Source organism: Rariglobus hedericola (assembly GCF_007559335.1).
Lineage (GTDB): Bacteria > Verrucomicrobiota > Verrucomicrobiia > Opitutales > Opitutaceae > Rariglobus > Rariglobus hedericola.
Genome location: NZ_VMBG01000001.1, coordinates 184,970 through 208,447, shown reverse-complemented (window position 1 = coordinate 208,447; position 23,478 = coordinate 184,970). Strand labels below are relative to the sequence as shown.

Below are 23,478 nucleotides of genomic sequence, written 5' to 3'. Positions count from 1 at the left end.
AGGATTGTCCGTTATCCATACTTTCAATTCGCCCAAAAACGATACAGGGTCACCGGCATGAAATGTCTGCCAACGATCCAAGCCTGGCCTTTTGGCCTGTTGCTGGCGTGGGTATTGGCTGTGCCTGCCGGGCTTTCAGGACAAACCGCCATCACCGCGGTCACGACGATCACGACTGATTCCGCCGACACCGTTCACGAAGGCTATACATTTCAAAACACGACGGTCGCTTTGCAGACGTTCACCACGTCCACCGGCACGTATGCCCTCACCGGCATGGCCGATCAGGTCTTCATTCGACGGAGCTCGGGCGGCACCAACAATGCCCATGTGTGGTATCAAACCGCCAGCGCCGCCGGCAACCGCATCGCCGATCATGCGGACACCTTTCAAGAGGTGCTGCTGGACAATAATTTCGCCCGCGGGGTGCACAACTTATTCGGCAACGCCGGCTCGTCGTATGCCAACATCGAGCGCGTCGATTTCATCTCAAACGGCGGCTTCAGCGCGACGGCTGATTTCGCGATTCCCGTCTTCGATTTCGGCATAAACCCCCAGCACGAATCGTTCAAGATAGCGCTCGTCACCAGCGTGGATGCCTTCGGCAATCCAACCGGTTACAGTGCACTCGCCAGCACCGTGCCGTTCACAGCCAACAACGTCTACAACCACAGCACGTTTTCGATCCACCGTTACGCCGACGGCGACAACACGACGGATGATTACGCCATCTTCAACGGCCCCAACCAGGGACCCGGCGGCGTGGTCTTCACGCTCGACGACTTTGATGTCGACCCCGGCACGACGATCTACGGGTATTCGCTTTTTGGTTACGATGTGACCGACGGCGGCAACACCAACAATCTGCTGAACTGGAATTCAGCCACTTACTTCCCGACCAACACATCCGACGGCGAAGGTGCTGCGGGCGGCTTTGATTTCTCGGGCGTCAACGGCGTTTTCTTCTCCGCCGTGCCCGAACCGTCCACATATGCGCTTGCCGGCCTGGTTGCCGTCGCCTCCTGCATGGTGCTGCGCCGGCGTCCGCGTTGCGCCTGAATTAAGCCGCAGCCTAGGATCTCTCTTAATTAAAGAGGTCATTGTATTTTGCTCAGCGTGGGAGTGCTGGTTATTTGTTTGAGCAATCCGCTTTGTTTTTCCGCCTAAAGGTATTTTACAGGCTAAAAATCCCGCGGCTGTTTTGATCATCTCGTCGAATACCCTCGACGATGTTTTCCATTTTTAAGCGCCCCCTCCTGACCCTTTTGGCCTGCACTGTGACCGCAGCGTTTTCCGCGTCAGCGCATGCCGCCATCGGTGACTCCCAAGTCGCCCGATGGAAGGACAACAAAACCGCCTGCTTCCTGCTGATGTTCGACGACAGCTGCCCCAGCCATTTTCAGGTGGCCATACCCGAAATGGTGAAGCGCGGGATGATCGGAACGTTTTACGTCAATCCCGGCGGCTCCGGCTACACCTCCAATGCCGCGCAATGGAACACGGTGATCCCGCAACTGGGAATGGTTTACGGCAACCACACATGGTCACACGCCAACACCACCACGCTCGTCGGCATGGAGGACGAGATCCGCAAATGCTGGGAAGTCATCCGCAACATCTATTATCCCGGCGACACCAGCCCGCACCTGATCTCCTACGGTCAGCCTGGCGTGAATACGTGGTTTAGTTACGGCCAGCCGCTCACCGACATATTGAACAACTACAATATGATCAGCCGTCCGGAATTCATCGCGGGCAAGGCTCCGTTCACGGGCATCAACACCCTGCCCGAACTCCTCGCGGTCGCCGACACCGCCATCACGCAAAAAGGAATGGGTTACACCATCTTCCACGGACTCCAGCGCCGGCCTTCGGAAGGCGATCCCGACCAGGGCGGACAAGATTTCTGGGCGTTCGATAAAGACGTCTACCGCCGTTTTCTCGACGGCTTGAAAACGAGACGCGACGGCGGCGACCTCTGGATCACTGATCCGATTTCCTACCACAAATATGAGAAAGAGCGAAATAGCGCGACCATCACCGTCACCGCCGCCACCTCGTCGCTCGTCACGTTGACGCTGACCACCACTACCAATGCGCTCTACGATTTGCCGCTCACCGTGAACACGCAGGTTCCCTCCGCTTGGCGTGCTGCGACGGTCGTCCAAGGAGCCAAAACCGTGAGCGTTCCCGTCAGTAATGGATCGATTCGCTACGATGCGCTTCCCAATGGCGGAACCGTCTCGATCACCGAAAGCGCCCTCCCCGTCGTCACGATCAAGGCCACCTCACCCGAGGCTTATGAGACCGGTGCCGCCCCCGGCGTTTTCACGGTTTCCACCTCCGGCACGCAACCTGTATCCGTTAATTACCTACTCACGGGCACCGCCGCCAACGGCACTCGTTTCAATATCGCCGCCAGTCCGCTCGCAATCGCGTCGTCCTCGGCAACGCTGAACGCGACACCCGTCACCAATTCCGTTTACGAAGGCGAACAAAGCGTCGTCATCACGCTCGCGCCGGGTAGCGACTACATCATCGGCTCCGACAGCTCGGCGACCGTGATGATTCACGATCGCACCGATATCGCGCCGGCCGATTGGTATCTGCAAGCCAACCAGCCGTCCGGCCAGCACTGGAACAACTTGCCGGTATGGAAGAGCCAGCCCACCGGCGGCACACAGTTGAGCGCGTTCTCCCGAGGCACGGTCAATGATCGATTTCACACCAACGGCTTCGAACTCCGCACCAAAAACGCTTATTATCCGCCCGACCAGAGCTTCTACGGTAACAACATCGTGCTCGACGGGCCCGCGGCAAAACTCTCGCTGGCCCTCACCGCGTATTACGGCTCCAGCGGCATGCCGACCAACACCGTGCCCACGCTCACGACCAACGGCGGCAGCATCAACCCCTTCGTCAGCACGCTCACGCAGCTTCTCACCGTCGGCACCTTCAACAGCCTCGGCACCACCCGCGTTCTTAACGGCGGCAACATTTCCACACCCACGGGCGGCCTGAACTTGCGCGTCACCAAGCTCACCGGCCCCGGCGAGCTCACCCTTACCAACGGCCCCGGCACGGGCACGTTTGGCTCGCTGCTTTTCAACGTCTCCAACGCGACCCATTATCGCGGCAAACTCAACCTGGCCGGCGGCACCTTGTCCTTCCCGATCAACGTCACCAGCTGCGGCCCGCTCGCCCTCGCCACCGGCACGGCGGTCATCAATTCCAAAGCCGTCAAAGTCGCCCGCCTCACCATCGGCAAAACCATCCTCCCGGCCGGCACCTACACCACCGACGACCTCAACGGTCGCGGCGTTACGTTCACCGGAACCGGCACGATCACCACGAGCCTCATCCCGGATGGTTGGAGCCACCTCGACATCGGCGCCCCCGCGCTCAGCGGCGCCGCGACCTACTCCGGATCGACCTGGACCCTCACCGGCAGCGGCACGCAAATCGGCGCCACCTCGGACAAGTTCGCCTTCACTTCCGCGCAAACCACCACCGCCACGCCGTCGATCGTCGCCCGCATCACTTCCGTTCAAACCACTCCCGTCAGCGCTCAGGCCGGCGTGATGTTGCGCGACGGCACCGATGCCAACGCCCCGTTTGTCGCCCTCACCGTTTCCCCCGCCGGACTCATTACTCTACGCTCGCGGACCGTCGTCGGTGCCACCGCCACCGCAGTCCAAGCCTCGGCCACGGTGGCGGCTCCTGTCTGGCTCAAGTTAAACCAAGCCAGCGGCACCATCACCGCCGCTTACTCCACGAATAACATTTCATGGACTCCGGTCGGCAGTGTCGCCGCCAATTTTGCCGGCGCGCCGCAAGCCGGCCTGGCGATCTGCGCCGGCACCGATACCGTCCGCGCCACCGCGACCGTTACCGATGTCTCCGTGGAAAACACCACGCCCGTCCTCACCGCCTCGACGCTTTCGGTCAGCGCATCGCCGACCGGCGCAGGGACGATTGCGGGCTCGGGTATTTTTGAAAACGGCACCGCCATCAGCTTGAACGCAACGCCCTCGGCTGGCTACGGCTTCGCCGGCTGGCGCGAAAACAGCGCCTCGGTGACCACCGCCTCCGTCTATAATTTTACGCTCAACGAATCGCGTTCTCTGGTGGCACATTTTCAGCCGGCCAATCTCGCGACCTTCCAGACCACGTTCTTCACCACCACCGAACTCAACGACGCCGCCATCAGCGCCCCATCCGCCGATCCTGACGGCGACGGTTATTCCAACCTCCTCGAGTATGCCTTGGGCACGAATCCCAAGGTTGCCAACTCGCTCCACCAGCAAAGCGCTTTTGAAAACGGCCAGCTTGCGCTCATCTATCAGCGAAGCAAAACCGCCTCCGATCTGGCTTACATCGTCGAGGTCTCGAACGATCTCAAGACATGGAAATTCAGCGCTTCAGACGTGTCAGCCGCCACTGTTCTCGACGATGACGGCTACACACAAACGATCCGGGTCAGGGACCTGACGCCACCTTCGTCAATCGATCCGCGATTCATACGCCTGCGAATCGTCACCCAATAGTAAATCCTGCCGGCACAAAAAAAAGACGCACGCCCGTTCCGGGTGTGCGTCTTTTTTATAACAGCCCGGTTTAACGGGTGTTCTTCTTGTCGCGCTTGGCGGCCTTTTTCTCGGCCGGAGTTTTCAAGGGCTGCTTCTTGGTCTCTTTCTTGGAGTTTTGTGTTTTGGCCATGGTGATTTCGATGATGAAGGATTGCTGAACAGAAAGTGAATCCAACCGAAGTCCGGCGCGCGGGCAAGCCGCGCGCCGAAGCGGTTACTTTTTCTTATTGGCCGCGAGTTTCGCCTTGGTGGCCTGCTGCTCGGTGACGAGCGCCTGCTTTTTGTTGTTCGAGACATTGGACTTCGCCTGTTTTTGCGAAGCCTGTTTCTGCGTGGATTTGGGGGAGCGGTCGCCCATGGTGGGATCTTTGTTATGACTGAATTTCCTCACCGTCGGAATGTTGTTTTCCCCGAAGGCGTGGTCGGTTGTCCCCGAAGGCCCTCCTACTAGCGAGCCCCATCGGCCGGGCAGGCCAGGACCGCCGCTTCATGGCGATGACAGAATCTTTTCATTCTTCGCGCGCCGGCGGATGCTCGCTTGTGCTTGGCCCATGAGTTCATAACCGTTCTCAACACTTCCTATGTCCACCTGGTCCCGTTTCAAAAAGCACTACTACCAGAATGCCGATCTCGGCCTCGCGCTCGACATCAGCCGCATCCCGTTTCCGGATGACTTTCTCGCCGCAAAGGAATCCGCGCTCCAGCAAGCTTACACCGACATGGCTGCGCTCGAAAAAGGCGCCATCGCCAACCCCGATGAGAACCGCATGGTCGGCCACTATTGGTTGCGCGCCCCGAAGCTCGCTCCCACCCCCGAGCTCGCCAAGGAAATCAGCGACACCCTCGCCACCATCAAGTCCTTCGCCGCCGATGTGCACTCCGGGAAAATCCTCAGCTCCACTGGCCAGAAATTCACACAGCTGCTCGTGATCGGTATCGGCGGATCCGCCCTCGGCCCGCAATTCGTCAATCACGCCCTCGGCCAGCCCGCCGCCGACAAGCTCGTCGTCTCCTTCTTCGACAACACCGACCCCGACGGCATCGACTACGTGCTGGCCTCGCTCGCCGGCAAACTCCCCGAGACCCTCGCGGTCGTCATCTCCAAGTCCGGCGGCACCGCCGAGACACGCAATGGCCAGCTCGAAGCCGCCGCTGCATTCAAGGCCGCCGGCCTCGACTTCACGAAACACTACGTCGCCGTCACCGGCGCCGGTTCGAAGCTCGAAAAAACCGCCATCGACCAGAAGTGGCTCGCCCGTTTCCCCATGTGGGACTGGGTCGGCGGCCGCACCAGCGAGCTCTCCGCCGTCGGTCTCCTGCCCGCCGCTCTTCAGGGCATCGACATTCAGGCAATCCTTGATGGCGCCGCCGCGATGGACGTCATCTCGCGCTCCACCAAGACCGCTGAAAACCCCGCCGCGCTCCTCGCCCTCATGTGGTATTATGCCACGGATGGCAAAGGGACCAAGGACATGGTTATCCTTCCCTACAAAGACCGCCTGCTCCTTTTCTCCCGCTACCTCCAGCAGCTCGTCATGGAATCGCTCGGCAAGGAGCGCGACCTCAAGGGCAACGTCGTCAATCAAGGCATCGCCGTTTACGGCAACAAGGGCTCGACCGACCAGCACGCCTACGTGCAGCAACTGCGCGATGGCGTGAACAACTTCTTCGTAACCTTCATCGAGGTTCTCAAGGACCGCGAAGGAGCCTCGTTCGACGTCGATCCCGGAGTCACCACCGGCGATTACCTCCAAGGCTTTTACCTCGGCACCCGTGATGCGTTGTCCGAAAGCAATCGCTCGTCCGTCTCGATCACGGTCGCCGATGTCTCCCCGCGCACGCTCGGCATCTTGATCGCCCTCTACGAGCGTGTGGTCGGCCTTTATGCCTCGCTGGTCGGTATCAACGCCTATCACCAACCCGGTGTCGAAGCCGGCAAAAAAGCCGCCGGTGCCGTCATCGACCTCAAGTTGAAGATCACCGAAAAACTCAAGTCCTCTGCCGGCCAGACCTTCACCGCCGACTCCCTCGCCACCGCCCTCGCGGTGCCTGAAAAGACCGAGCTCGTATTCAAAGTTCTCGAACACCTCGCCGCCAACGGTTCGGTAAAAAAGACCACGAACACGCCTTGGTTCGAGTCCACCTACGCCTCCTAAAATCATCCCGCAACCGGCTCGCATCAAGTAGCCCGTTTGACCGCCCGGCACATGTATCCATGTCCGGGCGTGTTTTTATGGAAACTTTTCCCTTTTCAAGAGGGTCTGCGCTGCTGAGACTAACGCCACATCTCCCCTTATGAAATCCCTTACCCTTGCCCTGTGTGTGATCGCCATTCTTGGATCGGCTGCATCCACCTTCTTCTATTTCCAAATTGGTAACACCAAGGAGCAGCTCCAGCAGGAGGTCTCCAACGCCAAGACCGAGACCACACAGCTTCAAGGCAAGTTGACCGAGTCCAGCGCCCAAGGTGAAGCCCTCCAGAAGCGTCTTGCCGCCCTCGACAGCGACCTCGGCGAAGCCAAGTCCAAGACCACCGCCGCCGAATCCCGCAACACCCAGCTCAGCCGCGACGTCTCCCAGTTGCGCAATCAGCTCACCGCGAAGACCGATGCTGAACAGTCCCTCAACGGAGAAATCTCCCAGCTGAAGCGCGAACTCGCCCAGGCCAAGCTCTCCGCTTCCGCCGCGACTCCCGAAGAGATCGAAGCCTACAAGAGCAAGATCGAGACCCTCGAAGCCCGCGTGAAGGAATTTGATGCCGGCCGCAGCAACACCACCGGCTCAATGGCCAACACCACCGGCGGCACCGCTTCTGGCAACACTGCCGGCGCGCCCGTCGCCGATCTCAGCGCTGAAGTCGTCAGCATCGGTGCCCAGAATGCGTTTGTCGTTCTCAACGCCGGTTCCACCCAAGGCGTTCAGACCGGCCAGCATTTCGCCATCATCCGCAGCGGCGCCACCGTCGCCACCTCGCAGGTCAGCAGCGTCCAGGAAAACTTCTCCATCGCCCAGATCAACGCCGGCTCCATCAACGGCGGCCTGGCCAAGGGTGATACCGCCAAGCTCACCAAATAATATGGTCCGCCTGAAGAAACTCCTGCTCACCGCACTCGCCCTCACCGGCGCCTCCCTCCTCCTCTCCGGTTGCACCACCAAGACCGAGCAGGACAGCTCCATTCCGTGGAGCCGTCCCGCCAGTTGGGAAGGCGGCATTCCTGGCATGGGCGGCATGGGCTCGCCCGGCGGCGGTATGCGCTGATCGTTTCTAAAAAAATCCGGCCTCGCTCAGGCCGGATTTTTTTGTGCCTGTTTATCCGCACATGGCCGACTCCGCACCCAACGCCTCGCTCACGCCGCAGCCCGGCCATCTTTACGTCGTCGCCACTCCCATCGGCAACCTGGCCGACCTCACTGAACGCGCGCGCGCCATCCTCGGTGCCGTCGATCTCGTAGCCTGCGAAGATACCCGCACCACCGGCTCGATGCTCACCCGCTACGGACTGCATCGCGACCTCGTGCCCTACCACGATCACAACGAAATCGAAGTCGCCGAAAGACTCGCCGACCAGATCGCCGCCGGTAAATCCGTCGCCGTCGTATCCGACGCCGGAACGCCCGCCATCAGCGATCCCGGATTCCGTATCGTGCGCGCCTGCCGCCGCCGCAACCTTCCCGTCATTCCCGTGCCCGGCGCCTGCGCCGTCGCCGCTGTGCTCAGCGCGAGCGGACTTCCCACCAACGGGTTTTTATTCGCCGGTTTCCTCATTTCAAAGACCTCCGCCCGCACCGCATTTCTAGCGAAATACCGGGACTTCGACTTCACTCTCGCACTCTACGAAAGCTGCCACCGCATCGATAAATTTGCCGAGGAAATCGTCGCCACGCTCGGCCCCGACCGCGTCGTGTGCATCGCCAAGGAAGTCACCAAACTCCACGAAACGTTCTACGTCGGCCGCGCCGCCGACGTCCGCGATCGCTTACTCAAAGGCAGCCTCAAAGGCGAATTCGTCGTGCTGATCGCCCCCGCTGATTTCGTCCTGTAACACCACGACTCCGACACCCTACAATGAATCCCGTCGTCGCCGTCATCGATATTGGCTCCAACTCGATCAAGGTCCTTGTCGCCACACGCCGTGAGGACGGACGCATCGAGTCGCTCAAGGCCCACACCATCGACGCCCGCATCAGCGCCGGAATCAGCCAGGCCGTGCCGCGCCTGAGCGAAGACGGCATGAGCCGCGGACTCTCCGCGATCCAGGACTTGCTCGCCCTCGCCGTGCCGTTTTCACCGACTACCACCGTGCTCGTCGCCACCAGCGCCGTGCGTGATGCCGCCAACGGCCCTGAGTTTCGCGAGCGCGTGCTCACCGCCACCGGCCACACCATTCGCATTCTCACCGGTGATGAGGAAGCCGATCTCATCGGACGCGGGCTCACCTGCGACCCCGCCCTCGCCCACCTTCGCGATTTCTATGTCTTCGATCTCGGCGGCGGCAGTCTCGAGTGCCTCGCCTTCCGTGATCGTCGCATCGAACAGGAGCTCAGCCTGAAACTCGGTTGTGTGCGCATGACCGAAAAGTTCATTACCGATCCGCACGCTCCACTCGTGACGAAGGAATGCACCGCGCTCGCGTTGCATGTGCGCGATGAATTCAAACGCGCGGGATTCCGCTTCAATCTCGGCGCGGCCGAAGCCGTTTTCACCGGCGGCACATTTACCAGCGTGCGCGTCATCAAGGCTGCGCTTCATCAGGTGAAACTCGAAGATACGTCCGCCCTCGTGTCGCTCGAAACGCTCACCGATTTACTCGATGAAGTCGGTCCGCTCACCCTCGAAGAACGCAAGGGCATCCCCGGAATGCCCGCAGCCCGCGCCGATGTGTTTCCCGCCGCGCTCATCACCGTCGTCACGGTAGCCGATTTCGGGCTTTTCGACCGTTTCCACCACTCGCTCTACAACCTGCGCTGGGGATTGGCTGCGAGCGCGCTCGCCTGAAGGAGGGCGGACCTGCGGTCCGTCCCAAACCGAACCGCGCTCATCTCACGCCCACACCCCGAACGGACCGGGAGGTCCGTTCTCCTTCCATCCTTATTGCGGTCCCTTGGGACTGCGCAGCCCGCGCTTGATCATCGTCGCCGCCGGTTTCTCCAGCTTGCGGAGACCCTTGAGCATCTTCTCAAAGTCCTTCGGCAACGGCGCGCGCAGATCGAGGACTTTGCCCGTGATTGGATGCTTCACCACCAGATGCTCGGCGTGAAGCATCATGCGCGTGGGTTGAACCGGCAGACGCGGACTCGCCTTCCAGCCATACACCACGTCACCCAGCAAAATGTGTCCGAGTGACTTCATGTGAACGCGAATCTGATGCGTGCGTCCCGTGTGAATCGTGCAGCGGATGAGCGATGCGAGATTGCCGCCAAATACTTCAACGCGTTCCCAATCGGTGTGCGCGTCGCGGCCGCCCGGACCCTCCACAACCGCCATCTTGTGCCGCTGCGTGGGATTGCGCCCGATCGGTTTGTGCAGACTGCCGCTCAAGAGCGACGGCACGCCGTCCACCAGCGCGAGATATTGTTTGTGCGAAGTCCGCGCGGCGAATTGCTCCGAGATACCGCGATGAGCTGCATCGCTTTTTGCCACGAGCATGATGCCCGAGGTTTCGCGATCCAGGCGGTGCACGATTCCGGGACGCTCCACGCCACCGATGCCGCTCAGCTCGCCCTCGCAATGCGCGAGCAACGCATGCACCAGCGTGTCGTCGCCCGTGCCGGCCCCGGGGTGCACGACCATCCCTGCGGCCTTGTTGATCGCGAGCAAGTGCTTGTCCTCATAAACGACGTTGATCGGAATATCGACCGCCTTGATCTCCGATGACTTGACCTCGGGGAATGAGAAAATGAGTTCATCGCCGCTCACCACTTCGGCACTGCGATCGATCACCTTGCCATTGCGCGTCACCAATCCTGCGTCGAGGCACCGTTGAAACGCCACCCGGCTATGCTCGGGAAACGCCGTCGCCAACACTTTGTCGGCTCGGGCGCGGGAAGAATCAGGCGGAACGGTGTGGCTAATGGACATACGGGCCGCCCACGCTCACGAGGATTTTGCCGCAAGGCGATCAATCTCCGCAATCATCGCTGCACGCGTCGCCACCGGCACATCGGCGACCTCCCAGCCGTTTTTCGCCAAACGCGCCAGTTCCGCCTTCGTAAAACCCGCTTCGTCCGCCAGTGCGGCATACTCATCATTGAGTGCGTTGCCAAACACCAGCGGGTCATCCGTGCTGATCGTGCAACGCACGCCCGCGGCCGACAGCGCCCGCAGCGGATGCCCGGCGATCGACGGCGTTACGCAGAGCTTCACGTTGCTCAAGGGGCACACGTCAAACGTCACGCCCCGTTCCGCCGCCAAGGCCACGACCGCCGGATCTTCAATGGCCCGCACGCCATGCTGAATGCGCGTTGCGCCCAGTTCCTCGATGGCTTCGCGAACACGATTCGCTCCGCCAAACTCGCCCGCATGCGCTTTGGTAACTTTGCCCTCTGACCGCAGCCGCGCCCACACCTTGGCCGTCCAAGGCTCGTTCGGGAGACTTTCGAGTCCGTGTAAATCCACACCCGCCAGACCCTCCCAGCGACCCAGATCATCAATCACGGCCTGCATCGGCCCTTGATAATCAGTCCGCGCCATGCCGGTAAAAATCCGCACCTCCAGCCCCGCCGGCACCGCCGCGCGAATCGCCGCGATGATCTCGGGCCCGGGAACACCGATAAATCCCGTCACCGGAAGATGAAACGACGTCTCCACGTAGCGCACATTCTGGGCAACGTGTTTGGCGAAAATCGCCTTGGCCGCCTCGTAATAGCGCTCCGCAGACACAAACCACGGCAGCGCGTGCCCGAGGAGAATCTCGTCAAATTTCGGGAACGACGGATAACGGAAATCCGGCGCGTGAAAGTAGGGATTATCCGGATACGTATCCGGCTTCCACGCACGCAACAGCTCGTAAGGCAACGCACCCTCGATGTGCAGGTGCGTCTCGGTTTTCGGCAGAGACTGGATGAAGTCCTTCACTTGTTACCAAGCAGATAATCAGGGTTCAACTTGTGCAGCGTCTTCGGCACGAAGATGCCATCCTTGCGGATGAGTTTGCCGTCGAACCACACCTCACCGCCGCCCCACTCCGGACGCTGGATATTCACCATGTCCCAATGCACCTGAGACTTGTTGCCATTGCCCACGCCTTCGTAGGCTTGACCGGGCGTAAAGTGGAACGAGCCGGCAATCTTCTCGTCGAACAGAATGTCGCGCATCGGCTCGAGGATGTGCGGATTAAAACCCAGGGCGAATTCGCCGATGTAGCGCGCTCCGGGATCGCTGTCCAAAATCTCGTTCAAACGCTTCGTGTTGTTGGCGGTGGCCTCGACAATTTTACCCTTCTTGAAAACGAGGCGAATATTGTCGAAGGACGTGCCCAGATAAACCGTCGGCGCGTTGTAGGAGATGACGCCCTCGACGCTGTCCTTCATCGGACAGGAAAACACTTCGCCATCGGGGATGTTGCGACGACCGCCACAGGTCTGCGAACCGATGCCCTTGATCGAGAAACGCAGGTCGGTGCCGGGACCGGTGATCTGGACTTTATCGGTTTTATCCATGAGCGCCTTGAGGGCGTTCATGCCGGGAATCATGCGCGAGTAGTCGAGCGTGCAGACCTTGAAATAGAAATCCTCAAACTCCTCGGTGCTCTTGGCTGCTTGCTGCGCCATGGCAGACGTCGGCCAGCGCAACACGACCCACTTGGTCTTGTTCACGCGATGATCCAGAACAGGCTTCATGATCTTCGACACCATCTGCACGCGGGAGGCGGGAATGTCAGAATTTTCGAAAATATTATCGGAGCCGCGCAACGCAATATAGGCATCCATTTTCTGCATACGCGCATACTCGATCTCGGCATGCGGTGCGTATTGGGCCTCCTCGGCGCCGAGCATGAGCTCGCGCGAAACGCGGGCGCGGTGGAGGTTCACATAGGGATGGGCGCCGAGTTCGCGGGTGGCGCGGATCAGCGCGATAACCATCGCCTCGGGCACATCAAAGGCGTCGATCAGCACGCGCTGACCTTTCTTCAGTTCACAGGAAAAAGCGGTCAGGCCTCGGGCGAGTTCGTTGTAACGGGAGTCGATGATCATGGCGTGATAAATGGTTAAATAAAGTTAGTCCAAAGGGCGCACGGGCGCATCATGAAAACAGATGCGCTCGACCGCTTCGTCAAAGTCGGAGGCCCCGCGAATGATGTCGATTTCGAGACGCAGATAATAAATCGGCACGGCGCAAGGCAACCCCTCGGGGAGGCGCACCGCGTCCTTCTCGGTCGTGACGATGAACTCCACCTTTTGCTCGATGCCCTCGGTAAAAATCGAAACAAAGTCCTCCGATGTGAACCGGTAGTGATCGAGAAAGCGGCGCGTGAACGCGATGTGTCCGCCCAGGTCGCGCACAAATTTCTCAAAGCTTTCCGGCACGGCGATACCGCTGAACGCACCGACTTTTTTCCCGCGCAACCATTCGAGCGGCTGGCGTTCGTCGGTGCCGAAGCGCTGAAGATACTGCGGCCGATGCGCGCACTCGATGATGTCCACCCCGGGGTTGTGCTTTTGAATCAACTCCTCGAGTTCCACATCACGCACGCCATCGGACTTGGTGAGAAACACGTAGCTGGCGCGCTTGAGATGCTTGATCGGTTCGCGCAGGATGCCGCGCGGCAAAAGCTGGCCGTTGCCAAAGGGGTTGGTCTTGTCGACGAGCAGCAAATTGAGCCGGCCTTTGAGCGGCAGATATTGGAAACCGTCATCCAAGATCAACGTGTCACAGCCAAATTTCTTGATGGCATAGGTGCCGGCCTTCACGCGGTTTTTGTCCACGATGACGAAGACGCCGGGAAGGTTGCGTGCCAACATGTAAGGTTCGTCACCAGCCTGCTCGGAATCGAGGAGCACGCGTTGTCCATCACTCACGATACGCGGCGGCGGCTCGGCGGTGTGCGAGAGGCGATACCACCACTTTTTCCACATCGGAGCGGATTTACTGCGGTAACCGCGAGAGAGGATGGCGACTTTCCGACCGCGGTCGCGCAGGGCGCGGGCGAATTTTTCCACGACCGGGGTCTTGCCCGTGCCGCCAACTGTGAGATTCCCTACGACGACAACGAGGCACCCCAGCGGCTGATCATGAAGGATCCGCTTGCGGTAGAGCCACAAGCGCGACTGTGCAATTCCACTGAAAATATACGATAACCCCTGTAAAAACCCCGCGAAGACCGTCGCCCGCATCCCCTCGCGACGACCGAAAATGACATCGATCGTGTAGTGCTCGAAGGAGTTGAGTTGGCGCTTGAGCCAGGACGACATGCGGGCGGATTAGGGTGTTGACGGTGGGTGTGCGGAAGGGCTTGGCTGAACGTTCTACCACGTCGCAAGCCGGGTCACGCAACTCAATCCTCTGCCAGTTGCTGTCAACCGCCGGTGAACGTCGCCGGTGGATCACACACACGCCCATGAGCTACAAACTGTTCATTCCCGGTCCCATCGCCGTCTCCGACAAGACGCTTCGCGCCATGGCGCAGCCGATGATTGGTCACCGCAGCACCGATTTCGTGGCGCTCTACAATTCCATCCAACCGGACTTGCAGGCGCTCTTCTACACCAAGGATCCGGTGTATATCTCCACGAGTTCCGCCTGGGGTGTCATGGAAGGCGCCCTGCGTAACGTCTGCCAGAAGAAGGTGCTCAACTGCATGAACGGCGCATTCTCCGACAAATGGAACGACGTCGCCCTGCGCTGCGGCAAACAAGCTACCGCTCTCAAAGCCGAGTGGGGCCAGCCCGTCGATCCCGAGGCCGTCCGCAAGGAACTGGCCACCGGCGCCTACGACTGCGTCACCATCATTCACAACGAGACTTCCACCGGCACGATGAGCGACATCAACGCGCTCGCCGCCGTCCTCCGCGAGTTCCCCGACGTCATTTCGATCATCGATACCGTTTCGTCGTTTACCGTCGTTCCGATCAAGAAGGACGAACTCGGCATCGATATCATCATCACCGGCTCGCAGAAGGCCCTCGCGATGCCTCCTGGCCTCGCGCTCATAACGGTTTCCAAAAAGGCCCTTGAGCGCTCCGCCCTCGCCAAGGACCGCGGTTATTATTTCGACCTGATCGAGTTCCAAAAGAACCACGAGAACGGCATGACCCCGAGCACACCATGCATCGCCTTGATCTACGCTCTCAAGTCCAAGCTTGAGGACATCATGGCCGAGGGCATCGAGAACCGCTACGCCCGCCACGCCCGCCTCAACAAGACCGTGCAGGACTTCATCTTCTCGAAGGGCTTCAAGCTGTTCCCGAAGGAAGGCTACGGCTCGGTTGCGCTGAACTGCTTCGCCAACACCCAGAACATCGATCTCGGTGCGCTGAACAAGATCCTCAAGTCCGAGCACAAGCTCGTGATCGACGGCGGCTACGGAAAACTGAAGGGCAAGACCTTCCGTATCTCCAATATGGGTGACGAAACCGACGCGACCATCGCCGAGCTCATCAAGGCCCTCGATGCCGCTTTGGCTAAGACCCCCAAGGCTGCCCCCGCCGCTTAAGGCCGACTTTAGTAGCACTGTATCAGTCTATTCCGTCCTCGACGGCAGGTCCCACAAGACCTGCCGTTTTTCATGCCCAAATTCATTGACTCTCTCATTTGAGAGTAAAATGCTCATCAAATGAAATACACACCTCGTAAATTAGATGATGCCGAGGCGTGGGTATTAAATGAGGCCACCGCCACGGCTCCCGCCGATCCCGCTGCCATCGTCGATCGTATCCTGCAGGGTTTGCCCGTCCTTGAGTTCGATGCCTTGCGCGAATTACTCGGCCTCACCGTCGAAGACATGGCCCGCAAGATCGGTATCTCGGTCGCCACCTTGGCCCGTCGCCGCAAGCACCGCGAGCCGCTCGATCCTTCGCATGGCGACCGCATCATGCGCTACGCCCGCCTCTACTGGCTCGCGGTCGAATTGCACGATGGCGATGCCGCCACCGCCCGCGTGTGGCTGCGTCGCCCCGCCCTCGGCTTGCAGGGTCGCGTCCCTCTCGATTTTGCCGAGAGCGAGACGGGCGCCCGCGAGGTCGAATACCTGATCGGTCGCATCGAACACGGCGTCTATGTCTGAACCCTCCGCCGCCTTTGTGCGCGTGTGGCGGATGGTGAAAGAGAGGCACCTCGAAACCGCGTTCGACGGCGAGGGCGCACGCATCTACGGCGGACGCTGGAATTCCATCGGCCACCGCGTCGTATATACGAGCACGTCCCTCGCGCTCGCCTCGCTCGAAACCCTCGTGCATCTGGACAACGCCTTGCCGTTGCCACGCTTCATCGCGTTTTCGGTCCACCTGTCCGCCGACGACATCGCCACCGCCGTCCTGCCCGGACAATACTCATTCCCCGGCCCGCTACCCCATCTCACTGAAACCCGTCGCATCGGTGACGAATGGCTGAAAGCCGGCCGACACCTCGCGCTTTCCGTCCCCAGCGCGATCGTCCCGCAGGAGTTCAATCTCCTCTTAAATCCCGCCCATCCGCGCTTCGCTCAACTCGTGATCGCCACGCCCGTCGGCTTCGCCATCGACCCGCGTTTGCGGCGTTAAACTCGGGTCACGAAAAAAACAAAACCTTGAAATCGCCCGCCTCGCCCCGTAACCGCTCGCATCTACATGAAGTCCCTCATCATCGCCGAGAAGCCGTCCGTGGCTGCAGATTTAGCCAAGGCCCTCGGTAAAATCCCCAAGAAAGGCGACCACTTCGAGAACGACGAATTCGTCATCTCCTCCGCCGTGGGTCACTTGGTGGAACTCGAGATGCCCGAGGACATCGACAAAAAGAAATACGGTTTCTGGCGCCTCGAGGTGCTTCCCATCATCCCCGAAAAATTCGGCCTTAAGCCCATCGCCGATTCCAAGGAGCGCTTCACCCACCTTAAGAAGCTCCTCGCCCGCGACGACATCGACCAAGTCATCAATGCGTGCGACGCCGGTCGTGAGGGTGAACTCATTTTCGCCTACCTCTACCAGCTCGCCAAATCCAAGCTACCCATAAAGCGCGCCTGGATGCAAACGATGACCACCGAGGGCATCCAGCTCGCCTTCTCCAAGCTCCGCGACGGCGAACAAATGGCCGGCCTCGCCGACGCAGCCCGCTGCCGTTCCGAAAGCGACTGGCTCATCGGTATCAACGGCACCCGCGCCCTCACCAAGCGCATGTTCGGCTCCCGCGCCGGCAACGTCGCCTCCGTCGGCCGCGTGCAAACCCCCACCCTCGCCATCGTTTTCAACCGCGAGCTCGAAATCCGCAACTTCAAGCCCCGTCCTTTCTGGCGCGTCACCGCCGAGTTCACCGTAGCCAAGGGCAGCTACGAGGGCTTTTACCAACGCGCCAATTTCAAAAAAGCCGAAAACGACGAGCATGATCGCATCGACCGCGTCTGGGACAAAGCCATGGCCGAGGCCGTCCTCGCCGCTTGCCAAGGCCAGCCTCCTGCCTCCGTCCGCGAAGAGAAAAAGGCCTCCAATCAGGCCAGCCCGCGTCTTTACGACCTCACCACGCTCCAGCGCGAGGCCAACGGTCGTTTCGGTCTCCCCGCCCGTCGCACGCTGCAGATCGCCCAGGCTCTCTACGAGCGCCACAAGGCCATCACCTACCCGAGAACTGACTCCCGCGCGCTCCCCGAGGATTACATCCCCACCGTGCGTCAGACGCTCACCAATCTCTCCGGCGAACTCGGTAAACACGCCGATACCATCCTCGCTCAAGGTTGGCTGAAGCCCAACAAGCGCATCTTCAACAACGCGCAGATCTCGGATCACTTTGCGATCATCCCGACCACCACCGCCCCGTCGAATCTCGATGAGATGGAAGCCAAGGTCTACGATATGATCGCCCGCCGTTTCGTCGCGACGTTCTTCCCGTCCGCCGAATTCGACATCACCACGCGCATCTCGACCGTCGCTCCCGGCCACGATTTCAAGACCGAGGGCAAAGTCCTCACCGCTCCCGGCTGGCTCGCGGTATATAATAAGACCGTCGTGGACGATGACTCTCCCGACTCCAAAGCCCTCCCCGCGCTCTCTCCCTCGGACAACTCCAAGGCCGTCACTTCAACCTCCACGCTTCACACCGAGACGACCAAGCCGCCGCCCCGCTACACGGAAGCCACGCTCCTCTCCGCCATGGAAGGTGCCGGCAAGCTCGTCGACGACGAGGCCATGGCCGACGCCATGAAAGAACGCGGTCTCGGCACCCCGGCGACCCGCGCCGACACCATCGAAGGCCTGATCAACCAGAAGTATATGGAGCGCAACCAGCGCGAACTCGCTCCTACGACGAAAGCCGAGTCTGTCATCGAGTTCCTCCACGCCGTCCAGGCCGACGCCCTCACCAAGCCCGACATGACCGGCGAATGGGAGTCCAAGCTTCGCCAGATGGAGCAAAACAAATACCCGCGTGACCAGTTCATGCAGGAAATCATCGAGGTCACCAAGGGCATCGTCGAACGCACCAAAACCTTCGAGGAAAACGAGTCCAACTCCCGCGTCACCGACATCGTCTCGCCCACCGACGGCGAGCCCATGCTCGAAACCCTCCGCGCCTTCCGTTCCCGCGATGGCGTGCTCTCCATCTACAAGGTGATGAGCGGCCGTAAACTCGACGAGTCCGAGGTCCGCCAGCTCGTCGCCACCGGCGAAATCGGCCCCCTCGACGGCTTCGTTTCCGCCAAGACCGGCAACCGCTTCCCCTCCAAGATCAAGATCGTCGACGACGAAAAGAAGCCCGGCCAGAAAAAGGCCGAGCTCGATTTCGGCGCCAAGGTAGACGTCAACACCCTCGAACCGTTTTGGACCGATCCCGAGACCGGCGCCGAGCTCTGCGAAGGCCCCACCAGCTACATTCTCCGCGAAAAAGTGGACGGCGAATGGACCGAGTCCTTCAAAGTCGGCCGCCTGATGTGTCAAAAGCCCATCACCCGCGAGATGGCCATCGACCTCGTCGGCCCGGCCAAAAAGACCGGTCTCATCCAAGGTTTCACCTCCAAGAAAGGCCGTCCCTTCGATGCCTTCCTCCTCCGCGTCGGCCCGAAGATCGCCTGGGAATTCCCGCCCCGCGCTCCTCGTAAAAACGCCGACGGCTCGGTCAAGACTCCGCGGAAAAAGAAGGAGCCTCTCGACATCACCAAGGCCCAGAAGCTCGGCGAGAGCAAACTGCACGACGGCGACCTCTACCTCACGCCCGACGCGTTTGTAGTCGTAAAGCCTCAGGCCGACGGCACCCCGCGCACCGTGTTTGAATTGAAACGCATTCTCTGCGGAAAAGAACTCCCCGTGGACGAGGTCGAACGTCTCGTCGAGATGGGCAAGACCGGCCTCATCGAAGGCCTGCTCTCGAAGCGCGGCACGACCTTCAGCGCCTACCTGACGCTCTCTAAGGACAAAAAGAAGGCCGAGTTCGAATTCCCCTCGCGCTGATCTGGACATAAGCCGCAACCCGTTCGGGTCGCGCTGCGCACGGCCGGTAACCTTCGGGTTGCCGGCCGTTTTCTTTTACACTCTAAATGAAACCCGACGCCTCGCCTGTGCGTCATTCCTCCACATGTCGCCCAAGGTCAAAAACTACCTCATCATCCTCCTCGCCGTCGCCACGATTTCGTCCGGTCTGATCGCCTGGAGCCAAAGCCGCCGCCTGACCGCCCTGCAAAACGAACTGCTCAAGGCCTCCGCCGCCGCCGCAACCGTCAAACCCAAGCCCGCCCCGATCGCCGCCTCCTTCACTGCTCCCGCGACCACCACGCCCGCCGAAATCGAACCGGCCGCGAACACCGAAGAGGCCGAAGCCCGTCAGCGCCAGCGCGGCGGCAACAACAACCGCCCCAACTTCGCCGCCCTCATGGCCAATCCCGAGTTTGCGCAAGCCATGTCCGTTCAGCAACGCGCCGCCCTCGACGGCCGCTACGCCGATCTTTTCAAAAAGCTTAATCTGTCCCCCGCCCAATTGGAGAAGTTCAAAGACCTCCTCATTGAGCGCCAGACCGCCCGCATGGATGTGATGACTGCCGCCCGCGAGAGCGGCCTCAACGCCCGCGAAAATCGCGACGAACTTCGCAAGATGACCGACGAGGCCCAGTCCGAGGTCGACTCCAGCATCAAGACCGCCCTCGGCGAGACGGCCTTCAACCAATATCAAAATTACGAAACCACCCAGTCCCAGCGTGCCTTGGTTTCCCAACTCGACCAGCGCCTAAGCTACTCATCCACGCCGCTCAACAGCACGCAAAGCGACTTCCTCGTCAGCGCCCTCGCCACTAGCAGCACCGCATCCACCAACGATCAGGGCGGCGGTGGCGGCCCAGGCAACTGGGGCGGCGGCAACCGCGCGACCATCAGCGATGCTGTCATCGCACAGGCCAAGAGCGTGCTCACCCCCGATCAGGTATCCGCCTTGACCCAGCTTCAGTCCGAGCAAAAAGCCCAGCAACAGATCCGTGAGTTGATGCGCGCCAATACCAGCAACGCCAAGGGCACAACCGCCGGTGCTGCCGCCGCGACGCCCGCCAAGTAATCGGGCAGGCTCAGCGCCAGGACGCGCCGTCCACGATCCATTTCTCCAGCCGCGCAATCTCCGCAGGAGTCAGCTCCAGCGCGTCTCCAGCGGGCATCGCCTCATCATCGTCGCGTGGCAGTTTAATGCGGCGCAGCAATTCGCTCGCCTCCGGCTTGCCCGGCGTGATGGCCGGCAGCCCGCTCTTGCCACCCGCCAGCGCCGCCTCGCGTGTGTCGAGTCGCAGGCGTCCGCGGGCCTTGAGCGGCCCGTGGCACTCGAAACACGAACGCTCCAGCAGCGGACGTATTTCTTTTTCAAACACCGGTGCATCGGCCGCGATCGGATGCACCGCCACGGTGGTCTTCTTTGACTCCGTTTTTTCCGTGCGCCACCACACCGTCACGGCCGATCCGTGAGTCAGCGTCGCTCCGAGATGTCCGGCCACGATCGTCGCGACCAATAAGGCGAACAACATCACGCGCCCGGCCCATTTGCCGCCTCGCGCATGTGCCATCCAAGCCGCGATCGCCAGAGCCGCGCACGTCACGCCCGCCCAACGATGCAGGGCCAGCACCTCTCCCGAGTAATTGCCGCCCGACGCCAGCAATAAACCCGCGCCCGCCGTCAACAAGGACGCCACCGCGTTGGCCGCCAGCAGACGTCCTTGCAGCCAAGCGCCTTCCACCGACGGGCGCCGCCAGCGCCACAATTCAAGCAGCACCGCCGCCACCACAAAACCGATGGGTAGGTGCAAAAACACGAGATGCAGGTTGCCGAGACGTTCGAGGGTAATACCGTCCATTTTCCCCATCCAACGTAGTTTTGCCTCCGTCGGAAAGCCTGAAGCACCCCGCCCCTCCTTTCTCATGCGCCTCTTTGCCACCGCCCTGCTGCTCGCGTTCTGCGCGATCCTCGGCGGCGCCGCGCATCAAACCTGGCCCGACTGGTGGTGGCACGTGCGCGCACCTTCTCCAGAGGTTGTGTTCAACCGGCGGATACAGCCTTTCCTCAATCGCACGTGTTACGAATGCCACGACAGCGGCTCACGCAAAGGCGACTTCGCACTCGACCGTCTTTCCCTGCCTGTCCCGCAAAGCGACAGCCGAGAAGCGTGGGAACGCGTGCTCCGGCATGTCAGCAACAACCTCATGCCGCCCGCCGATGCCACTCAGCCCGCGCCGGCCGAGCGCGCGGAGTTCATCACATGGCTCGATCGCACATTGCATCCCGTCGATCCCCGCAATCCCGATCCCGGTCGCGTCGTCATCCGCCGCCTGAATCGCGAAGAATACAAAAACACCGTGCAGGATCTTTTCGGCATCACGTTCAACCCTGCCGAAAGTTTCCCCGACGATGACAGCGGCCACGGCTTCGATCACATCGCCAGCGTGCTCAGCGTTTCACCGCTGCTGTTTGAGCGTTACCTCACCGCCGCCGAGCAAGTCGCAGCCGCGGTGATTCCCGACCCGATGCCCCCGCCGCGCATCTTTGTCGCCCCGCCCGAAAAGTGGACCGGCAGCAACAGCGAGGGCGAAGCCGCCTTGTTCTCCAACACCGTCCTTACGTTCAAAATCACCCCGCCGGCCGCCGGTCGCTACCGGCTCACCGTGCGCGTAGCCCAGGACGCGGCAGGCAACGAAGCCGCACGCTTTTCCGTAAAGGTGGACGACAAACCCATCACCGAGCTTGCCGCCGATGGCACCCGCCGCCGTCCACGCCAGCACAAGATCGAGGTCGATCTGCCCGCCGGCCCGAGCCGAATCCAAATCGCCTTCCTCAACGATTTCTACGCCGAGCCCACAGCCACAACGAAGCAGCAGGACCGCAATTTTTACCTGCAGGACGCGAGCCTTGAAGGCCCTTATCTCGTCCCCGGCCAGACGCGGCCCGAGGGGCCGTTGCCTTCGTGGGTCGCCGCACCCAAGCCCGGCGAAAACCGCTTCGATTGGTATGCCCGCGTGCTCACTCCCCTAGTCCCCCGCGCTTACCGCCGTCCCCCCAAACCGTCCGAAATCGACCGCCTCGCCTTCCTCGCCGAACGCTCCGAAAAATCCGGCGACTCTCCCGCCGCCGCGCTTCAGGTCGCTCTTCAGGCCATCCTGACTTCCCCCGGCTTTCTTTTTATCGGCGAAACCTCCGCTATCTCTTCATCCGTATCCGGAGATAAAATACAACGCCAGTCGTTGTCAGAACACGCCATCGCCTCACGCCTGGCTTACTTTCTTTGGAACGGACCGCCCGATGAACGCCTGCTGCAATTGGCCGACCGCGGCGAATTGAAGTCTCATCTCGCCGAAGAAACCAAGCGCCTGCTCGCCGATGCACGCTCCCGCCGCTTCGTGCAAAACTTCGCCGGCCAGTGGCTCGAGGTGCGCAATCTGCCTTTGCGAACACCCGACCCGAAGCTCTACCCCGAATGGTCTCCGGCCCTCGCCGCTTCCATGAAGGAGGAAATCCTTCGCTTCTTCTCCGATTTCCTCACTAACGACCGCCCGCTCACCGAACTGCTCACCGCCGATTACACGTTCGTCGATGCACGTCTCGCGCGTTTCTACGGACTCCCCGTGCCCGCTTCCGAAACGGCATTCGTTCGCACGCAACTTCCCGCTGATCGTCGCGCCGGTTTGCTTGGCCAGGCGGGCATTCTCACCGTTACATCCTACCCCAACCGCACCTCGCCCGTCCTGCGCGGCAAATTCGTTCTCGATAAAATCCTCGGCACACCGCCGCCACCGCCTCCGCCGAATATCCCTTCGCTCGCCGAACACGCCGGCGGCGGACAACCCCAGACTTTGCGCGGCCGGCTCGAGCTTCACCGCAGCAATCCCAGTTGCGCCTCTTGCCACGCGCTTATCGATCCCATAGGTTTCGCCTTGGAAAATTACGATTCGCTCGGGCGTCGTCGTGAAACCGACGGCGGTCAACCGATCGACTCTTCCGGCAAATTGGTCACCGGCGAAGCCGTTAACTCTCCCGTTTCGCTTTCCCACATTCTGGCGAACGCGCGTCAAGACGAGTTCAACCGCAACTTCGCCCGCACGCTCCTCACTTACGCCCTCGGCCGCGGCCTTGATTATTACGACCGCCCGACCGTCGACACCATCGTGACGACCGCCGCCAACCATGGCTCCACGCTGCCCGCCTATATCGACGCGGTGGTCGCGAGCATTGCCTTCCAAAACCAACGCGCCGACACTCCAGCCACCCCGCAGGTCGCCGCCCTCTCACGCCAACCCTGAACGCCCAAGC

General features: G+C 60.9%; 19 protein-coding genes. 13 read left to right on the top strand and 6 right to left on the bottom strand.

The window, feature by feature from the left end; genetic code table 11:
* Nucleotides 1-57 precede the first annotated feature (57 nt).
* Both FPL22_RS00995 and FPL22_RS00990 read left to right on the top strand, forming a co-directional pair.
* On the top strand, nucleotides 58-1,059 hold the full coding sequence (locus FPL22_RS00995) for a PEP-CTERM sorting domain-containing protein (protein WP_144228260.1): 1,002 nt from the start codon (nucleotides 58-60) through the stop codon (nucleotides 1,057-1,059).
* Nucleotides 1,060-1,277: 218 nt separating this feature from the next.
* The gene (locus FPL22_RS00990; protein WP_162525149.1) at nucleotides 1,278-4,547 is read left to right on the top strand and encodes an InlB B-repeat-containing protein; all 3,270 of its coding nucleotides are present in this window, start codon (nucleotides 1,278-1,280) and stop codon (nucleotides 4,545-4,547) included.
* A 256-nt stretch (nucleotides 4,548-4,803) separates the two neighbouring features.
* Here the strand turns inward: FPL22_RS00990 and FPL22_RS17785 are convergent, their stop codons facing one another.
* Nucleotides 4,804-4,947: a hypothetical protein gene (locus FPL22_RS17785; RefSeq protein WP_203235091.1), complete on the bottom strand. Its 144-nt coding sequence runs from the start codon at nucleotides 4,945-4,947 to the stop codon at nucleotides 4,804-4,806.
* Nucleotides 4,948-5,170: 223 nt separating this feature from the next.
* Between FPL22_RS17785 and FPL22_RS00985 the strand changes: the two genes are divergently transcribed.
* The 5 genes from FPL22_RS00985 (at nucleotide 5,171) to FPL22_RS00965 (ending at nucleotide 9,585) form a co-directional block, all read left to right on the top strand.
* The gene (locus tag FPL22_RS00985; RefSeq protein WP_144228258.1) at nucleotides 5,171-6,745 is read left to right on the top strand and encodes a glucose-6-phosphate isomerase; all 1,575 of its coding nucleotides are present in this window, start codon (nucleotides 5,171-5,173) and stop codon (nucleotides 6,743-6,745) included.
* 139 nt (nucleotides 6,746-6,884) lie between these two features.
* Nucleotides 6,885-7,664 (top strand): hypothetical protein, encoded by a 780-nt coding sequence (locus FPL22_RS00980; RefSeq protein ID WP_144228257.1) that lies wholly within the window; start codon nucleotides 6,885-6,887, stop codon nucleotides 7,662-7,664.
* A gap of 1 nt (nucleotide 7,665) precedes the next feature.
* A complete protein-coding gene (locus FPL22_RS00975) occupies nucleotides 7,666-7,848 on the top strand; it encodes a hypothetical protein (RefSeq protein WP_144228256.1) in 183 nt (60 codons plus the stop codon).
* Between the two features lie 61 nt (nucleotides 7,849-7,909).
* Entirely contained in the window at nucleotides 7,910-8,632 is a 723-nt protein-coding gene (gene rsmI / locus FPL22_RS00970) for a 16S rRNA (cytidine(1402)-2'-O)-methyltransferase (RefSeq protein ID WP_144228255.1), read from the top strand.
* A 23-nt stretch (nucleotides 8,633-8,655) separates the two neighbouring features.
* Nucleotides 8,656-9,585: a Ppx/GppA phosphatase family protein gene (locus FPL22_RS00965; protein ID WP_144228254.1), complete on the top strand. Its 930-nt coding sequence runs from the start codon at nucleotides 8,656-8,658 to the stop codon at nucleotides 9,583-9,585.
* A 93-nt stretch (nucleotides 9,586-9,678) separates the two neighbouring features.
* On the opposite strand, the gene FPL22_RS00960 is transcribed toward FPL22_RS00965, so the two are convergent.
* From FPL22_RS00960 to lpxK, 4 genes are read right to left on the bottom strand one after another with little or no spacing between them, the layout of a single operon-like run.
* Nucleotides 9,679-10,668, bottom strand: coding sequence for an RluA family pseudouridine synthase (locus tag FPL22_RS00960; RefSeq protein WP_144228253.1), 990 nt, complete (start codon nucleotides 10,666-10,668; stop codon nucleotides 9,679-9,681).
* Between the two features lie 15 nt (nucleotides 10,669-10,683).
* Complete coding sequence (locus tag FPL22_RS00955) at nucleotides 10,684-11,664, bottom strand: adenosine deaminase family protein (protein ID WP_144228252.1); 981 nt, start codon at nucleotides 11,662-11,664, stop codon at nucleotides 10,684-10,686.
* On the bottom strand, nucleotides 11,661-12,782 hold the full coding sequence (locus FPL22_RS00950; protein WP_144228251.1) for an aminopeptidase: 1,122 nt from the start codon (nucleotides 12,780-12,782) through the stop codon (nucleotides 11,661-11,663). Before FPL22_RS00950 ends, FPL22_RS00955 begins: the two co-directional genes overlap by 4 nt.
* A gap of 24 nt (nucleotides 12,783-12,806) precedes the next feature.
* Nucleotides 12,807-14,000, bottom strand: coding sequence for a tetraacyldisaccharide 4'-kinase (lpxK, locus tag FPL22_RS00945; RefSeq protein WP_144228250.1), 1,194 nt, complete (start codon nucleotides 13,998-14,000; stop codon nucleotides 12,807-12,809).
* A 146-nt stretch (nucleotides 14,001-14,146) separates the two neighbouring features.
* Here lpxK and FPL22_RS00940 point away from each other — a divergent pair, with 146 nt between their 5' ends.
* The 5 genes from FPL22_RS00940 to FPL22_RS00920 all read left to right on the top strand — a co-directional run bounded on the left by FPL22_RS00940 (nucleotide 14,147) and on the right by FPL22_RS00920 (nucleotide 20,247).
* A complete protein-coding gene (locus FPL22_RS00940) occupies nucleotides 14,147-15,241 on the top strand; it encodes a pyridoxal-phosphate-dependent aminotransferase family protein (protein WP_144228249.1) in 1,095 nt (364 codons plus the stop codon).
* Nucleotides 15,242-15,361: 120 nt separating this feature from the next.
* Entirely contained in the window at nucleotides 15,362-15,811 is a 450-nt protein-coding gene (gene parS, locus FPL22_RS00935) for a type II RES/Xre toxin-antitoxin system antitoxin (RefSeq protein WP_144228248.1), read from the top strand.
* On the top strand, nucleotides 15,804-16,286 hold the full coding sequence (locus FPL22_RS00930; protein WP_144228247.1) for an RES family NAD+ phosphorylase: 483 nt from the start codon (nucleotides 15,804-15,806) through the stop codon (nucleotides 16,284-16,286). The genes parS and FPL22_RS00930 overlap by 8 nt, the downstream gene beginning before the upstream one ends.
* A gap of 66 nt (nucleotides 16,287-16,352) precedes the next feature.
* Complete coding sequence (locus FPL22_RS00925; RefSeq protein WP_144228246.1) at nucleotides 16,353-19,157, top strand: type IA DNA topoisomerase; 2,805 nt, start codon at nucleotides 16,353-16,355, stop codon at nucleotides 19,155-19,157.
* A 124-nt stretch (nucleotides 19,158-19,281) separates the two neighbouring features.
* Nucleotides 19,282-20,247 carry a hypothetical protein gene (locus FPL22_RS00920; RefSeq protein ID WP_144228245.1) on the top strand — a complete coding sequence of 322 codons (966 nt, stop codon included), beginning with the start codon at nucleotides 19,282-19,284 and terminating at the stop codon, nucleotides 20,245-20,247.
* Nucleotides 20,248-20,257: 10 nt separating this feature from the next.
* Here FPL22_RS00920 and FPL22_RS00915 read toward each other — a convergent pair whose 3' ends face one another.
* Nucleotides 20,258-21,031 carry a c-type cytochrome domain-containing protein gene (locus FPL22_RS00915; protein WP_162525148.1) on the bottom strand — a complete coding sequence of 258 codons (774 nt, stop codon included), beginning with the start codon at nucleotides 21,029-21,031 and terminating at the stop codon, nucleotides 20,258-20,260.
* Nucleotides 21,032-21,095: 64 nt separating this feature from the next.
* Between FPL22_RS00915 and FPL22_RS00910 the strand changes: the two genes are divergently transcribed.
* Nucleotides 21,096-23,468: a DUF1592 domain-containing protein gene (locus tag FPL22_RS00910; RefSeq protein WP_162525147.1), complete on the top strand. Its 2,373-nt coding sequence runs from the start codon at nucleotides 21,096-21,098 to the stop codon at nucleotides 23,466-23,468.
* Nucleotides 23,469-23,478: the final 10 nt, after the last annotated feature.

What these genes read in the sequence shown, in the direction of transcription:
- FPL22_RS00975 (WP_144228256.1), top strand. Translation starts at nt 7,666, where the DNA reads ATGGTCCGCCTGAAGAAACTCCTGCTCACCGCACTCGCCCTCACCGGC.
- FPL22_RS00915 (WP_162525148.1), bottom strand. Translation starts at nt 21,031, where the DNA reads ATGGACGGTATTACCCTCGAACGTCTCGGCAACCTGCATCTCGTGTTT.
- FPL22_RS00965 (WP_144228254.1), top strand. Translation starts at nt 8,656, where the DNA reads ATGAATCCCGTCGTCGCCGTCATCGATATTGGCTCCAACTCGATCAAG.
- FPL22_RS00960 (WP_144228253.1), bottom strand. Translation starts at nt 10,668, where the DNA reads ATGTCCATTAGCCACACCGTTCCGCCTGATTCTTCCCGCGCCCGAGCC.
- FPL22_RS00980 (WP_144228257.1), top strand. Translation starts at nt 6,885, where the DNA reads ATGAAATCCCTTACCCTTGCCCTGTGTGTGATCGCCATTCTTGGATCG.
- FPL22_RS17785 (WP_203235091.1), bottom strand. Translation starts at nt 4,947, where the DNA reads ATGGGCGACCGCTCCCCCAAATCCACGCAGAAACAGGCTTCGCAAAAA.
- FPL22_RS00930 (WP_144228247.1), top strand. Translation starts at nt 15,804, where the DNA reads ATGTCTGAACCCTCCGCCGCCTTTGTGCGCGTGTGGCGGATGGTGAAA.
- FPL22_RS00920 (WP_144228245.1), top strand. Translation starts at nt 19,282, where the DNA reads ATGTCGCCCAAGGTCAAAAACTACCTCATCATCCTCCTCGCCGTCGCC.
- rsmI (WP_144228255.1), top strand. Translation starts at nt 7,910, where the DNA reads ATGGCCGACTCCGCACCCAACGCCTCGCTCACGCCGCAGCCCGGCCAT.
- FPL22_RS00925 (WP_144228246.1), top strand. Translation starts at nt 16,353, where the DNA reads ATGAAGTCCCTCATCATCGCCGAGAAGCCGTCCGTGGCTGCAGATTTA.
- FPL22_RS00985 (WP_144228258.1), top strand. Translation starts at nt 5,171, where the DNA reads ATGTCCACCTGGTCCCGTTTCAAAAAGCACTACTACCAGAATGCCGAT.
- FPL22_RS00940 (WP_144228249.1), top strand. Translation starts at nt 14,147, where the DNA reads ATGAGCTACAAACTGTTCATTCCCGGTCCCATCGCCGTCTCCGACAAG.
- lpxK (WP_144228250.1), bottom strand. Translation starts at nt 14,000, where the DNA reads ATGTCGTCCTGGCTCAAGCGCCAACTCAACTCCTTCGAGCACTACACG.
- FPL22_RS00995 (WP_144228260.1), top strand. Translation starts at nt 58, where the DNA reads ATGAAATGTCTGCCAACGATCCAAGCCTGGCCTTTTGGCCTGTTGCTG.
- parS (WP_144228248.1), top strand. Translation starts at nt 15,362, where the DNA reads ATGAAATACACACCTCGTAAATTAGATGATGCCGAGGCGTGGGTATTA.
- FPL22_RS00950 (WP_144228251.1), bottom strand. Translation starts at nt 12,782, where the DNA reads ATGATCATCGACTCCCGTTACAACGAACTCGCCCGAGGCCTGACCGCT.
- FPL22_RS00910 (WP_162525147.1), top strand. Translation starts at nt 21,096, where the DNA reads ATGCGCCTCTTTGCCACCGCCCTGCTGCTCGCGTTCTGCGCGATCCTC.